Below are 13,613 nucleotides of genomic sequence, written 5' to 3' on the forward strand. Positions count from 1 at the left end.
CCTCACCGGCTAGCCCAGGTCCGCGAGCCCCTCAGGAAGCGGCAGGGCATGCACCATCTCGAGGCGTCGCGTGGGACGCGTGAGTGCGACGTAGAGGTCGCCGGGACGCTGAGCGATCTCGCTGGGCTCGACCACGATCGCGACGTCGAACTCCAGCCCCTTGGACTGGCGTGCCGTCATCACCGAGACACCCTCGACCTCGCCGCCGAGCGCCTCGCGCAGCGCGGGGATCAGCGCATGCGGCGCGATGACTGCGACCAGGCCGCCGTCCTCGCCGGCCATCTGGGCCGCGTGGGTACGCGCGGCCGATGCCGCGGTTGAGGCGAGCGCGTCGCGGCCTACCGTCGTGGTCGCCACGGCATCGTCCAGATCCCTCGCGGCCGACAGGTCGCTCACGGGCAGGCCGGCCGCCATGGCGTAGGACTGCGCGGCCCGCGCGACCGCGGCGGGGATGCGGTAGGACACGGTGAGCTCGCGCAGCTGCCACGAGGGCCCGAACAGCGGGTCCATGGCCTCGGGCCACCAGCGGGTGCCGGCGGCCGAGGCAACCTGAGCCACGTCGCCGACGATGGTGAACGACCTGGTGGGGCAGCGGCGCAGCAGCATGCGCCATGCCATCGCGGAAAGTTCCTGGGCCTCGTCGACCACCACGTGACCATAGGTCCACGAGCGGTCCTGAGCGGCACGCTCGGCGACCGTCAGGCGAGACGAGCTGCCCTTCATGCGCGCCGCGAGGTCCTCTGCGGTCACCATGCCGTCGCCGCCGAAGGTCTCGAGGACCTCCCGCGCGTAGTCGAGCTCCTCCTGGCTGGCCTCTTGCGACTCGCGCGGGGCGCCGCCTGGCATGTCGCCCAACAGCTCGGCGGCCTCGTCGAGTAGCGGCACGTCGGCCTCGGTGAAGGGGGCGGAGGCCGGACGCAGCAGCAGGTCGCGCTCGGCCCGGCTGAGCCCGCGCGCGGCGTGATCGATGAGGTGCGCCTTCGAGAACAGGTCACGCAGCAGCTGCGCGGGGGTCACCGGCAGCCAGCACAGGTTGAGGGCAACCCGGATGGTGCGGCTGTCGCGCACGTCGCGCTCCAGCTCGAGCCGGTCCTCGGCGTCCAGTTGGCTCTCCAACTGTTCGAGCAGCTGGGTGGTGAGGCGTCCGATCATGTCCTTCGCGAACGAGGCACGGGCCTCATTGTGCGGACGACCGTCGCGCCGGGCACGTGCCTGAGCGTCGCGGATGTCGGCGCGGCGGATGACCACCGTGCGCCCGTCGATCTTGACCTCCTGGTCGCGCCGGGGCAGGCGCTGGCGCTCGCGGACGGCGGCCTTGATGACCCCCGCCATCTCGACGCGGCCCTTGATCGCGGCAACGGCATCGGATTCCACGGCGGACGTGTCGATGCCTCGCACCAGGCCCGACAGCGTCGTGGAGACCGCGCCGGTCTCACCCAGGGACGGCAGCACATGGTCGATGTAGCGCAGGAACTGGCCCGAGGGTCCGATGAGGAGCACACCACGACGCTCCAGGCGCTCGCGGTGGTGGTACAGCAGGAACGCCGCGCGGTGCAGCGCCACCGCGGTCTTGCCGGTGCCGGGGCCGCCCTGCACCACGAGCGCGCCGTCGAGGTCGGCGCGGATCACCGCGTCCTGCTCGGCCTGAATAGTGGCGACGATGTCGCCCATGCGGCCCGTGCGGCGCGCGTCGAGCGCCGCGAGCAGGGCGCCCTCTCCGGCGAGCGTGCCCTCCAGGCCGGACTCGCGCAGCGCCTCGACGTCGAGCACGTCGTCCTCGATCGCGGCGACGCGGCGCCCGCGCGTGGTGAGGTGGCGGCGGCTGACCACGCCCGAGGGGTCGGCCGCGGTGGCGGAGTAGAAGGCACGCGCCGCCGGAGCGCGCCAGTCGGTCAGCAGGGGAGCGTGGTCGGCGTCGGACAGTCCGATGCGCCCCACGTACAGCCGGTCGCCGTCGCGCATGTCCAGCCGGCCAAAGCAGAGCCGGTCCTCGACCGCGTCGAGTTGTGCGATGCGGTCCTCGTACAGTGTCGCGAAGGCGTCGCGCTCGGAGCGGTTCTGCGGAGATCCCGACGGTCCATCGCGGCGAATGGACGCGAGCCTGCGCTCGGTCTCGCCGCGCAGCTCATCGAGCCGGCCATACAGCCCATCAACGACCCGCTGCTCGGCATCCAGGCCCTCCTTGAGAGCGGTCCGGGTGCTGTCCTCCTGCATGCGCCTGCCCTTCCGAGCCTCGCGACGGAACTGACGAGGCAGTCGTCCATTATCCCCATTCCTGACGCGCTGCGCTACAGCCTGACAGCGATTGTTCACCCGGGAATCAGGCGCGCGTCGCCCGCGTTGACGCCCGGAGCGCATCAGCAGATGCGTGCCAGGGCGTGAAACAATGACGGGATTATGACTTCACCACTCATCACTTGGGATCCTCAGGGCGTCGCGGCGTGGGCCGAGACGGCCCCGAAGGAGGGTGCGGTGCTGCTGCACTCGCTGCGTGGCTTCATCGACGCGGGCAAGGCGGGGCTGCTGGTCGCCCAGCAGATTCTCGAGTCGAGCGAACCGCAGCGGGTCGCGACCTTCGACATCGACCAGCTGCTCGACTATCGCTCGCGCCGCCCCGAGATGACGTTCTCCGTGAACCAGTGGACCGACTACGACGAGCCGCACCTGGCTCTCGACCTGGTGCGTGACACCGAGGAAACCCCGTTCCTGCTGCTGCACGGCTTCGAGCCGGACATCCGCTGGGAGGGTTACATCCACACGGTCAAGGAGATCGTGACGCGCACGGGCGTGGGCCTCACGCTCGGCACGTACGGGATCCCCATGGCGGCACCCCACACGCGTCCGCTCACCACGACCGTGCACGGCACGCCTCAGGACCTGCTGCCCGACTCCGCATCGTTTTTCGGCACGGTCAACGTCCCCGCGAGCGCGCAGAACCTCATGGAGTACCGCTTTGCGCAGTGGGACCTGCCCGCGATCAACATCGCCGTGCACGTCCCTCACTACCTGTCGCAAAGCTCGTACCCGCAGGCAGCGGAGCGCGCGATCCAGAGCATCGAGGACATCTCGGGCCTGCTGATCGACACCACGGGCCTGGACGAGGATGCCGAGCGCGCCGAGGAGGAAATTGCCCGCCAAACGGCCGAGTCGGACGAGGTGCAGGCCCTCGTCGCCGGGCTCGAGCGCCAGTACGACGCGTACATGGAGCAGCGCGAGGAGGGCCTCGATATCTCCGGCCCGCTGCCCTCGGCAGAGGAATTGGGTGCCGAATTCGAGAAATTCCTGCAACAACAGCGCGGAGACACTCCCCCTGGAGCATGATTTCGTGTCATGCTTGACCCGGTTGCAAGAACGTAGTGTGCATGAACCGGTCTGACCAGACCCGGGACGCGGCATTGCGGCGACGAGCGGGGACACGGTGTCCGCGCTTCCCGTCACCCGGGCAGTACAGATAGGAAATACTCATGGCACAGGGTTCTGTGAAGTGGTTCAACGCCGAAAAGGGCTATGGCTTCATCGCCCAGGACGGTGGCGGCGCTGACGTCTTCGTCCACTACTCGGCGATCGAGACCGACGGCTACAAGTCGCTCGAAGAGGCGCAGCGCGTCGAGTTCGAGGTCACCGACGGCCCCAAGGGTCCCCAGGCCGCTGCGGTTCGCCCGCTGTAAGGCTTCTCCGGTCTTCTGACTGGACCTGGCCGCCGTCCCCGTGTGGGGCGGCGGCCTTCGCCGTCTCCGGGCAGATTTCGGACGGCCGATGCCGTGGCAGGCGTGTGTACCTCGCCTCCGGTCGTGCGTCGTCCGTCGGGCGCTATCGCGCCCAGGCCGTGTCGACCACGGTGGGGAGAGGAGCGGACGCCGCGTAGCGGCGCAGGTCGTGGACGTCGAATCCCGCGCCGGCGACCAGGACGACGTTGCCGCGGCGCTTGCCCTTGAGGACGGCCGGCTCGCCCACGGCGACCACGTCACCAAACGCGGCGCGAGCCGCCGCGGCATCGGCCACATGCGTGGCCTGTCCCGGCACCGTTCCCACGTTGGCGAGTACCAGCCCGTCGCCGCGTAGCACGCGGCGCGCGTGCGCCCACCACGCGTTGTCGGCGAGCGACGGGGGTGTGAGGGCCTCCGAAAAGGCGTCGCGCAGCAGCAGGTCGAGGCTGGCGTCGTGACGAGAGGCGACGGCGTCCAGGCCATCCTGGGCGCGGATGCGCAGCTGCGGGGAGCGCGGCAGATCCCACCACTGGCGTGCCAGTTCGGGCAGCGTCGCGTCGATGTCCACCGCAATGTGGCGCGAGTCCGGATAGGCGTGCACCAGGTGACGTGCCATCGTGCACACGCCGGCGCCCACGTGCAGGGCGAGGAACCGCTCGGGACGCTGCCATGCCGCCACAGCGGCGGAAAAATGCCGCATGTACTCGAAGTCGAGCACGTCGGGTTCGGCTCTCATCGAAGAGCTGGGAACACCACGCACCCATACAGTCGTTGAACCATCAGGCTCGTCCGTGAGCCGTACCATCCCCGTGGCAATGGGCATGTCGACGTCGCGATCCACGCCTGGCGCCACCGAGGAAGATGAGCGGGAACGTCGGGGCATGACGCGGTGTTCTCCTCGGGGTAGTGGAAGCGGGCAGTGCTGACTAGACTAGGTGCCTACTGCGCACCGCACGAAAGAGGAGGGCATGATGCCGCTGTCGGAGTATGAGCAGCGCGTGCTGGACCAGCTCGAGCACGACCTCGGGCAGGACGCCTCTCTTCACCGCGCCATGAACCGCGGTCCCCGCACCCCCGCTCGCATCATCGCCGCGATCGCCGGTGTGGTCGTGGGCCTCGGTGTGGTCCTCCTCGGCGTCGTCACCCAGATCCCGCTTGTCGGTGTGCTCGGCTTCGTCATCATGGCCGGCGTGACCCTGTGGGCCCTCCTCACTCCCCGCAAAGGCCAGACGCCCGCGACGCAGGCTCGCCCCGCTGCCGGTCCTGCTCCCAAGAAGCCCAAGAAGGACTTCATGCAGACCTTCGAGGAGCGCTTCGACCGTCGCCGCGAGAACGGCGACCTCTAGGCCCTACCGCCCGGCCGCGCCGGCGGTCGCGGTCGCTTGCGACGCCTCCCGAGTGACGGCGTCTGACCAGCCCTGAAGTTGCGCGACAGTCGCCGACGTTCCCGCGGGTGCATAGCGGTGATCCGCGACGGCGTGGCTGAGCCGTACGAGCGCCTGGTCTGCGTCGCTCGACAGCCGGACGCCCTTGCGGCTGAGGACGTCCCTCACGTGCTCCACGGACTCGGATGGCGTCAGCGCGGGTGACCACTGGGCCTCGGACGTCAGCGAGGCGCGCAGCGTCTCCCACGCCTGTTCGGCCGGTGGCAGGATCACGGGCGCGAGCGAGCGGCGCCTTCGCGACGCGAGCACGATCGCTGCGACGACGGCGGCCAGGGCGACCGCAGCCACGGCGAACCACCACCACGGCGTGCCCTCGTCGGTCACGCTCTCACCGGCCACCGAGGGCTCGGCCGGGGTATCGGGGCGCTCGGGTCGCTCAGCGGGGGCCGTCGTGGGCAGCGCCGCAGGGTCGGACTGCCCGCCCGTCTCGGGGTCCTGGGCCTGTTCGGCGTACACCGGCGCGGACCCCGTCTGGACGGCGGGGGTGGGCTCGAAGCGCACCCAACCGACCTCGGGGAACCACAGCTCCGGCCACGCGTGTGCATCGCCGCCTTGCACGATGTAGGTGTCGCCCTCGCCCTCGGAGCCCGGCAGGAAGCCGATCGCCATGCGGGCGGGGATGTCGAGCGTGCGCGCCATCATCACCATGGTCGTGGCGAACTGCACGCAGTAGCCCACGCGATCGTCGAGGAACGTGCTGACCGTGTCGCCGGAGGACGGGCTCACCGACGTGTCGTAGTCGAATTCGGCCGGGTCGCGCAGGTAATCCTGCAAGGCGATGGCCTGCGCAAACCTGCTCGTGGCATCGGCCGTCAGGCCCTGAGCCAACTCGGTGACGCGCACGGCGTCGAGCGCGCCGGGAAGCTCGAGGTATTGCGAGCCCACGGCGGCGTCTGCCGCCGCGTCGACAGGCGAGGCGAGAAGGCGCTCGGGGGTGAGGTAGCCCGTGTCCGCGGTGACTGTGTAGCGAAGCCCCAGGGTGGAGTCCTGCGGCGAGACCACCTCGTCGGTCGCGGCCGAGTACCCCCAGTCCCCGTCGACGTCGACCGAGCGCGGTACCGACGGCAGCGCGAGGTTACTCTCGGCGGAGTCGACCGCCTCGATCTCGTAGGTGGCGATGTCCTCGCTGGGCGCGGGGACATCGACCGGCCACAGCACGCCGTCCGTCGGGGCCAGGTCGCTGGGCTCGGGAGTGCCGTAGTCCCAGCCCACGCCGTCGAAGTCCGCATAGCTGTACAGGCGCAGCACGTCGGGCCGCGGGCCCTCGGCCGTGTAGACCAGCGCCGGGGCGGTCGAGTTGGTGGTTAGTGACGTGCGCAGGTCGAGGTCGAGATTGAGGCGCGTGGTGGTCGCGAGGGACGATGGCGCGTCGATACGAGGGATCACGCCCCAGCCGTTGCCGCCCAGCGCGGACGGCACCACCATTAGGGACACCGCGAGCGTGGCGGTGGTCGCGGCGACCGCGCCGCTCACGGTGGAGGGCGGCTGGCGCGTGTCGCCTCGGCGCGCGAGGCCCAGGGTGAGCAGCCATGCGGCCAGCGCGACGAGCAGCCACACCAGGGGCACCCGCTGCTGGAAGATTGCGGCGGGCAGCCATGGCAGCATGAGCACCAGGCCCGCGCTCGCGGCCGCGCGCCACGACACCGCGATGTGCTCGGCCACGAGGAACAGTCCCATGACCCCCGCACAGATCAGGCTCAGCAGCGACGGCACCATCTCGGCGGGCGCGACCGTGGTCGCGGCGTAGTCGATGCCGTCGCGCATCACCACGCCCAGGTCGCGAAGAGCGCCCGGCGTGGGCAGTACGTGGCGTCCGTCGTCCTGGCCGCGAGCGAAGAACAGCACCAAGAGCTCGACGGCGACGAGCGCCCCGATCGCGGTCGGGATGCCGCGTGAACGGGTAAGCAGCCTGGTGACCACCACCGCCGCGGTGACGGTGGCCAGGCTGGCCGCGACCGTCGCGAGCCACATGCCGGCGACCACCATCGAGGACAGGGCGAAGGTGCTCGCCATGGTGGCGATCGCGACGGTCAGCGACGCTGGCCAGGGGGCGCGTGGCCGTGCTCCGGCGCTCATGCCTGCTCCTGCATCGCGACAAGCGACCGCCACACCTCGGCGATGTCCGCGCCGGTGCTGACGACGCTGACGCGCCAGCCGGCACGCCCCAGGCGCGTCGCGGTGATCTCGGCGTCATCGGCGTTGTGGGTGTCTGCCCTCACGATGGCCCACGCGCGTCCGGTGGCGCCGATGGGGGCCATGGCATCCAGGACGTCGTCGGTGGCGGGGTCGATGATCGCGACGGTCACCTCGCCCTCGATCGCCCCCTCGGCGGCGGCGCGGGCCGCCTCGCTCAGGCGCGCGTCCCCCGCGGCTCTGGTGACGGGTGAGGTGAGGTCGACCGTGAGGTCGAGCAGCTCGGCGCGGGCGAGGTCGCCGCCGCGCTGACCCAGATGGGTCGCGGCTGTCGCGGGGCCGGCGCCCAGGAGGCGCACGGGATGGCCTGTTTCGAGCACGGACACGCCGATCGAGGCCGCCGCGCTGATGGACCATTCGAGGGCCTCGTGACCCAGAGGCAGGTCGAGGATGACGGTGGCGGGCCGGCGTCCTGCATGCTCGTCGGAGCGCACCAGCATCGCGCCGCGCCTGGCGGAGCTGGCCCAGTGAATGCGCCTCAGGTCGTCTCCCTCGCGGTACTCGCGCAGCGCCGCATCGTCGGTCGACGGGGTGCGCGCGCGCACCACCACCCGGTCCGCCTGACCCATGAGCGCTCCGGCGGTGCCGACGAGGTCGGTCACCTGGGGCCATACCGACACCGATTCGGCCGTGCCGAAGGCGGTGTCGGACAGCAGCATGCCGAAGGGGTCGGCGGCGTGCATGAGGGCGGGGCCCACATCCCAGCGTCCGCGGCGCACGGGGTGGAGCGCGTACTCGAGGACCAGGGCGTCGGGGGAGCGAGTGACGGCCGCACGGGTCGCGGCGCCGCCGGTGAGCTCCGCCGCGGCCTGCTCGCGCACCTGAAGGCGGCCGATGACCCCCCTGCCAGGGCCGCGGTGCGCGCGGCTGGCGCGGATCGCGACGGTGACGGAGCCGGGCACCCCCACCGTGAGAGGGCGAGGCCGGATGGTGCGCTCGGCGTGAGGGAAGCGCCTGACAAAGGCGCCGAGTGCCAGCATCATCCACACCCACGCGAGGACCACGGCGCAGGTCATCGCGACGCCCACGTACACCATCACGGGCGTCGATAAGCCGACGCCCAGGGCGCCGATGACGATGCCGCACGCGAGCATGCCGACCCCACGCGAGGTGAGGCTCATGCTGGCGTTGACGGTGGTGGTGGGCTTCATGTGCTTAGCGGGCCTCGCTACGGACCGCCCCGACCGGCGCCATGCGCGAGGCGCGCGCCTCGGTGGGCACCGGGGTGCGCTCGACGATCTGAGTCACCACGTCATGCGCCGAGCGTCCACCCAGGCGAGCCTCGGTCGAGACCACCAGGCGGTGCGACAGCACGGCGCCGGCGAGGGCCTTCACGTCATCGGGAAGCACGTGGTTGCGCCCGGCCATCGCGGCGCGGGCCTTGGAGGCAGCGAGCAGTTGCAGCGACGCGCGTGGCGATGCGCCCAGGCGCAACGCCGAGTCGTTGCGCGTCTGGGAGACGAGGTCCACGATGTGTTGCTTGACCGCGGGCGCCGCATAGATGCGTCGGGCGACATCGATGAGGCGGGCGAGGGTCGCGGTGTCGGTGACGGGGCGCACCTCGGCGAGCGGGTCGGTGCCGTCGTGGCTGTCGAGCATCGCCATCTCGTCGTGCGGCTGCGGGTAGCCCACGGAGACCTGAGCCATGAACCGGTCGCGCTGCGCCTCGGGCAGGGGATAGGTCCCCTCCATGTCGATCGGGTTCTGCGTCGCGACCACCAGGAAGGGTTCGGGCAGCCGGCGCGTCACGCCATCGACGGTGACGGCGTGCTCCTGCATGGCCTCGAGGAGGGCGGACTGTGTCTTGGGGGAGGCGCGGTTGATCTCGTCGGCGATCACCACCTGCGCGAAGATGGGCCCCGGGCGGAACTCGAAGCGGTGGTCGTCGGAGCGGAAGATGCTCACGCCCGTCACGTCGGCCGGCATGAGGTCGGGCGTGAACTGGATGCGCCCCAGGGTGCAGTCGACCGAGGCGGCGAAGGCGCGCGCCAGGGTGGTCTTGCCCACGCCGGGCACGTCCTCCATGAGCAGGTGGCCGCCCGCGAGCGCCGTGGCCAGCGTCGCCGTGATGGCGCCATCCAATCCCGACAGCACCGAGCCGATCGATGCGCGGATGGCGGAGGCGACCTCCGCCACCTCCGTGAGGTCGTCCTCGGTGGGCAGGGGGTGGGTCATGGATGCTCCTTCGCGCTGTGACGACGAGCCTAGGCGATGGGTGGCCTGTGGCCCAGGGGACCGCCGCGTGTCCGTCATCCTCGCGCGAAAATCCCTCCACTGCACTCAACGGCGGTTTACCTGCGAAAATAAGTGGAGTTGAGGGTGAATCTTGCCGATTTTCCTATCCACGTGGAGAGAAGTGGAGTAAAGTGGGGGCATCGGGCGAGTCGTGGCGCTGGGAGGTGATCGGGTGTCGGAGCTACTGACGCACGGTCTGGGCCCCACCGGGGTCTTCCTGGGCACGTTCACGCCTCGTCTCGATGACAAGGGCCGGCTGATCCTTCCCGCGAAGTTCCGCGGGAGGCTCGCGTCGGGCCTGGTGGCCACGCGCGGGCTGGACCGTTGCGTGTTCCTGTTCCCGCTGGACGAGTTCGCGGTCATCCACGACCGACTGCGACGCGCTCCGCTCGAGAACAAGAACGCGCGCGACTACCTGCGCAACTTCCTCGGTCACGCCTCGGACGACATCCCGGACAAGCAGGGGCGCATCCTCATCAGCGCGCCCCTGCGCAAGTACGCGGGTCTCGAGCGTGACGTGGCCGTGGTGGGCATGGGATCCCGGGTGGAGATCTGGGACGCCCAGGCATGGGAGGACTACCTCGAGCGCGGCGAAGACGACTACGCGGCCACGGCCGCGGAGGTGTTCGACGCCATGTAACCCCTCGTGCCCCGCGGCCTCCTCCCGCGCGACTCTGACGGACTTCCCCCCGCCAGAGAGCCGGTGGGAGACCGAGGGGCACGAACCCTAGTAGCAACGATCAAGGAGCGGGACATGACCGATGCGGCCTCGCGTCACCAGCCGGTGATGCTCGAGCGCTGTGTCGACCTGCTCGCGCCCGCGCTCGACCACGACGGCGCCCTGGTCGTCGACGGCACGCTCGGCATGGGCGGCCACACCGAGGGCATCCTCGAGCGCTGTCCCCAGGCGCGGGTCGTGGGCATCGACCGCGACCCGCAGGCCATCGCGCTGGCAAGCGCGCGGCTCGCGCGCTTCGGCGACCGCTTCATGGCCCACCACGCGGAATACGACGACATCGCCGGCGCCGTCGCCGCCGCGGGTGCCACCCACGCCGACGGCGTGCTGCTGGACCTGGGAGTCAGCTCGCTGCAGATCGACGAGGCGGACAGGGGCTTCTCCTACGCGCAGGACGCCCCGCTCGACATGCGTATGAACCCCGAGGACCCCGTCAGTGCCGCGGACCTGCTGCGCGACGCGGACCAGCGTGAGCTCGCGCGCATCCTCAAGGTGTATGGCGAGGAGCGCTACGCGGCGCGCATCGCGGAGTCGATCGTGAAGCGCCGCGAGACGGCTCCGCTCACGCGCTCGGCCGAGCTTGTCGACCTGGTGCGCGCGTGCATTCCGGCCGCGAGCCGCACCCCGGGCTCGAACCCCGCCAAGCGCACGTTCCAGGCGCTGCGCATCGCCGTGAACCGCGAGCTCGAGGTGCTCGAGGACGCCCTTCCGGCCGCCATCGAGTCGGTGCGGGTGGGTGGACGCGTGGTGATCGAGTCCTACCACTCGCTCGAGGACAAGCTCGTCAAGGCGGCCTTCGCCGCCGGCATCGAGTCCACGGCGCCTCCCGGGCTGCCCATCGTTCCCGAGGAACACCAGCCGTATCTGCGCGCGCTCACGCGTGGCGCCGAGAAGGCATCGGCCGCCGAGGCCGAGGCCAACCCCCGCTCCAAGCCGGTGCGCCTGCGCGCCGTGGAGCGGATCCGCATCACCCCGCCATCGCGCCTGAGGAGGCCCGCATGAGCGCCGCTCCCGTCCGCCAGCACCGCCCCGCAACCCTCGGCGCGCCCTCGCGGCGCGCCTCGGCGACCCCGGCGGAGCCGCACCGGCATCTGAGGGCGGTCCAGGCTCCCGAGCAGGCGCGCTCCATCGCCCCCTTCGCGTGGACCTGCATCCTCATCGTGTTGGCCGCCATGGCGGCCGTGTTGCTCATCAACACCCAGATGGCGAAGGGTGCGTACGAGCGCCGTGACCTCAAGATCGAGATCGCGTCGCTGCACACCCAGGCGGAGTCGCTCAGCGGCGAACTTGAGCGCAACGCCGCACCGTCCTACCTCGCCCAGCGTGCCTCCGACCTCGGGATGGAGCTCGCGCCTACGCTCGGTTCCATCTCGATCGCCGACGGGGCGGTGCTGGAGCAGGGGGAGTAATGGGCGACTCGGACCAGCGGCGGCCGGCGGCGGGACGCCGCCCGCAGCCCCGCCAAGGCGCGCGTCCGTCGCGAGCCCGAGCCACCGCATCGGCCGCCGCCAAGCGACCCCGCGGCCTCAGCATCGGCCGCCCGCACATGCGTCAGCAGGCGATCACGCTAGGCGCGCTCGGCATCCTCACCGTCTTCGCGGCGCGCTTGGTGATGATCCAGGGCGTCGACCCCGACGACCTCGCCACGCAGGCGCTCGAGAGCCGCCTCGCGACCTCGACGGTGGCGACCGACCGCGCGGACATCGTCGACCGCAACGGCGAAGTGCTCGCGACGTCGGTCAACCGCTACCACGTGTGGGTGAACCAGCAGAAGATCGCCGAGTTCAAGCGGGTCGAGGACGGGGTGGTGGTCGCCGAGGGCGCGCTCGACGCAGCCGAGATCCTCGCCCCCATCCTGGACATGGACGAGTCCGAACTCGCCGCCAAGCTGGTGGGCGACGAGACGTTCGTCTACATCGCGAAGTACGTGACGCCCGAGACCTGGAACCTCATCAGCGATGAGGGCATCTACGGCATCGAGCCCGAGGCGGTCTCCGAGCGCACCTATCCCAATGGCGACCTCGCGGGCAACATCGTGGGCTTCGTGGGCGGCACGGCGGACAAGCAGGGCGTCAACTGGGGCCTCGCAGGCATGGAGAAGTCCCAGGAGGAGAACCTGCTGGGCACGGACGGGTCGCTGACCTACGAGCGTGGCGGCAACGGCACGGCCATCCCCACGGGCGTGCTCGAGGAGACGCCGGCGGAGCCCGGCCAGGACGTGGTCCTCACCATCGACCGCGACATCCAGTACTACGCGCAGTCCCGGCTCGAGGAGGCGCTGTCGGTCACGGGCGCGAGTCACGGGTTCGTCACGGTCGAGGACGCCAAGACCGGCGAGATCTACGCGCTCGCAGACTCGGGCACCGTCGACCCCAACGACCCCGGCGCCACGGACGGCAGTAGCCGCAGCTCGCGCGCGATCGAGGACGTCTTCGAGCCCGGCTCAACCGCGAAGGCCATCACCATGGCAGCCGCGATCGAAGAGGGCGTCATCACGCCGACGAGCCGGTTCGAGGTGCCGTACGAGTACACCACCGCGAACGGGCAGACCTTCAAGGACTCCCACGAGCACGGGCTCGACAAGATGACCGCCGCGGGCATCCTGGTCGACTCGTCCAACACGGGCACCATCATGATCGGCCAGCAGCTGACCGAGCAGCAACGCTACGACTACCTGCGCGCGTTCGGCTTTGGCCAGACCACCGGCATCGGCATGCCCTCGGAATCCGCGGGCCTGCTGAGCAACTGGGAGAACTGGGACGGCCGCTCCAAGTACGCCGTCCTCTACGGCCAGGCGGTCGCCGTGACGGCGCTCCAGACCTCGCAGGTCTACCAGACCCTCGCCAACGGGGGAGAGCGCATCACGCCCACCCTCATCAAGGGCTACCGCAACGCCGACGGCACCATCACGGAGCGCGAGCAGGAGGAGCCGGTACGCGTGGTCTCGGAGGAGACCGCGGACCAGGTGATGCTGATGCTCGAGGACGTGACCGAGGACGGCACCGGTAAGCAGGCGCAGATCGACGGCTACCGCGTGGCGGGCAAGACGGGTACCGCACAGGCCGTGGGGCCCACCGGGGAACTCGACTCGATCGTCGCGTCCTTCGTGGGTGTCGCGCCGGCCGACGACCCTGCGATTGTGGTCTCTGTCAGCCTCTTTGACCCCAAGAGCTCGATCTGGGGCGGCGAGGTAGCCGCGCCGGTCTTCTCGGATGTGGCAACCTTCGCATTGCAGACACTCCGTGTCCCGCCCTCAGGGCCGGACGAGGAGCTCTACCCGACGACCTGGGAGTGACC

General features: G+C 70.6%; 12 protein-coding genes. 7 read left to right on the forward strand and 5 right to left on the reverse strand.

Annotated elements, in window-relative coordinates:
* Positions 1 to 9: 9 nt before the first annotated feature.
* Complete coding sequence (locus tag B7K20_RS03430; protein WP_084100401.1) at positions 10 to 2,214, reverse strand: AAA family ATPase; 2,205 nt, start codon at positions 2,212 to 2,214, stop codon at positions 10 to 12.
* Between the two features lie 183 nt (positions 2,215 to 2,397).
* Between B7K20_RS03430 and B7K20_RS03435 the strand changes: the two genes are divergently transcribed.
* Together B7K20_RS03435 and B7K20_RS03440 are read left to right on the forward strand one after the other, a co-directional pair.
* Positions 2,398 to 3,321 (forward strand): PAC2 family protein, encoded by a 924-nt coding sequence (locus B7K20_RS03435; RefSeq protein WP_084100404.1) that lies wholly within the window; start codon positions 2,398 to 2,400, stop codon positions 3,319 to 3,321.
* Between the two features lie 143 nt (positions 3,322 to 3,464).
* A complete protein-coding gene (locus B7K20_RS03440; RefSeq protein ID WP_084100409.1) occupies positions 3,465 to 3,668 on the forward strand; it encodes a cold-shock protein in 204 nt (67 codons plus the stop codon).
* Positions 3,669 to 3,810: 142 nt separating this feature from the next.
* Here B7K20_RS03440 and B7K20_RS03445 read toward each other — a convergent pair whose 3' ends face one another.
* On the reverse strand, positions 3,811 to 4,443 hold the full coding sequence (locus tag B7K20_RS03445; RefSeq protein WP_084100412.1) for a spermidine synthase: 633 nt from the start codon (positions 4,441 to 4,443) through the stop codon (positions 3,811 to 3,813).
* 232 nt (positions 4,444 to 4,675) lie between these two features.
* On the opposite strand from B7K20_RS03445, the gene B7K20_RS03450 reads away from it, so the two are divergent.
* A complete protein-coding gene (locus tag B7K20_RS03450; protein WP_084100415.1) occupies positions 4,676 to 5,053 on the forward strand; it encodes a DUF3040 domain-containing protein in 378 nt (125 codons plus the stop codon).
* A 3-nt stretch (positions 5,054 to 5,056) separates the two neighbouring features.
* Here the strand turns inward: B7K20_RS03450 and B7K20_RS03455 are convergent, their stop codons facing one another.
* Genes B7K20_RS03455 through B7K20_RS03465 form a run of 3 tightly spaced genes read right to left on the reverse strand, consistent with a single transcriptional unit; the run spans position 5,057 to position 9,520 of the window.
* Positions 5,057 to 7,228: a DUF3488 and transglutaminase-like domain-containing protein gene (locus tag B7K20_RS03455; RefSeq protein ID WP_084100417.1), complete on the reverse strand. Its 2,172-nt coding sequence runs from the start codon at positions 7,226 to 7,228 to the stop codon at positions 5,057 to 5,059.
* Entirely contained in the window at positions 7,225 to 8,496 is a 1,272-nt protein-coding gene (locus B7K20_RS03460) for a DUF58 domain-containing protein (protein ID WP_084100420.1), read from the reverse strand. Before B7K20_RS03460 ends, B7K20_RS03455 begins: the two co-directional genes overlap by 4 nt.
* A 4-nt stretch (positions 8,497 to 8,500) precedes the next feature.
* Positions 8,501 to 9,520, reverse strand: a complete 1,020-nt coding sequence (locus B7K20_RS03465) for a MoxR family ATPase (RefSeq protein ID WP_084100422.1) — start codon at positions 9,518 to 9,520, stop codon at positions 8,501 to 8,503.
* 232 nt (positions 9,521 to 9,752) lie between these two features.
* Between B7K20_RS03465 and mraZ the strand changes: the two genes are divergently transcribed.
* The 4 genes from mraZ (at position 9,753) to B7K20_RS03485 (ending at position 13,611) form a co-directional block, all read left to right on the forward strand.
* Positions 9,753 to 10,220 (forward strand): division/cell wall cluster transcriptional repressor MraZ, encoded by a 468-nt coding sequence (gene mraZ, locus B7K20_RS03470; RefSeq protein ID WP_234985694.1) that lies wholly within the window; start codon positions 9,753 to 9,755, stop codon positions 10,218 to 10,220.
* A gap of 114 nt (positions 10,221 to 10,334) precedes the next feature.
* Positions 10,335 to 11,318 (forward strand): 16S rRNA (cytosine(1402)-N(4))-methyltransferase RsmH, encoded by a 984-nt coding sequence (gene rsmH, locus B7K20_RS03475; protein ID WP_084100424.1) that lies wholly within the window; start codon positions 10,335 to 10,337, stop codon positions 11,316 to 11,318.
* The gene (locus B7K20_RS03480) at positions 11,315 to 11,725 is read left to right on the forward strand and encodes a hypothetical protein (protein ID WP_084100427.1); all 411 of its coding nucleotides are present in this window, start codon (positions 11,315 to 11,317) and stop codon (positions 11,723 to 11,725) included. Before rsmH ends, B7K20_RS03480 begins: the two co-directional genes overlap by 4 nt.
* Before the next feature lie 137 nt (positions 11,726 to 11,862).
* A complete protein-coding gene (locus B7K20_RS03485; protein WP_084100619.1) occupies positions 11,863 to 13,611 on the forward strand; it encodes a penicillin-binding protein 2 in 1,749 nt (582 codons plus the stop codon).
* Positions 13,612 to 13,613 lie beyond the last annotated feature (2 nt).

Origin of the sequence: Demequina sp. NBRC 110051 (assembly GCF_002090055.1) — a bacterium.
In the GTDB taxonomy this organism is placed as follows: Bacteria; Actinomycetota; Actinomycetes; order Actinomycetales; family Demequinaceae; genus Demequina.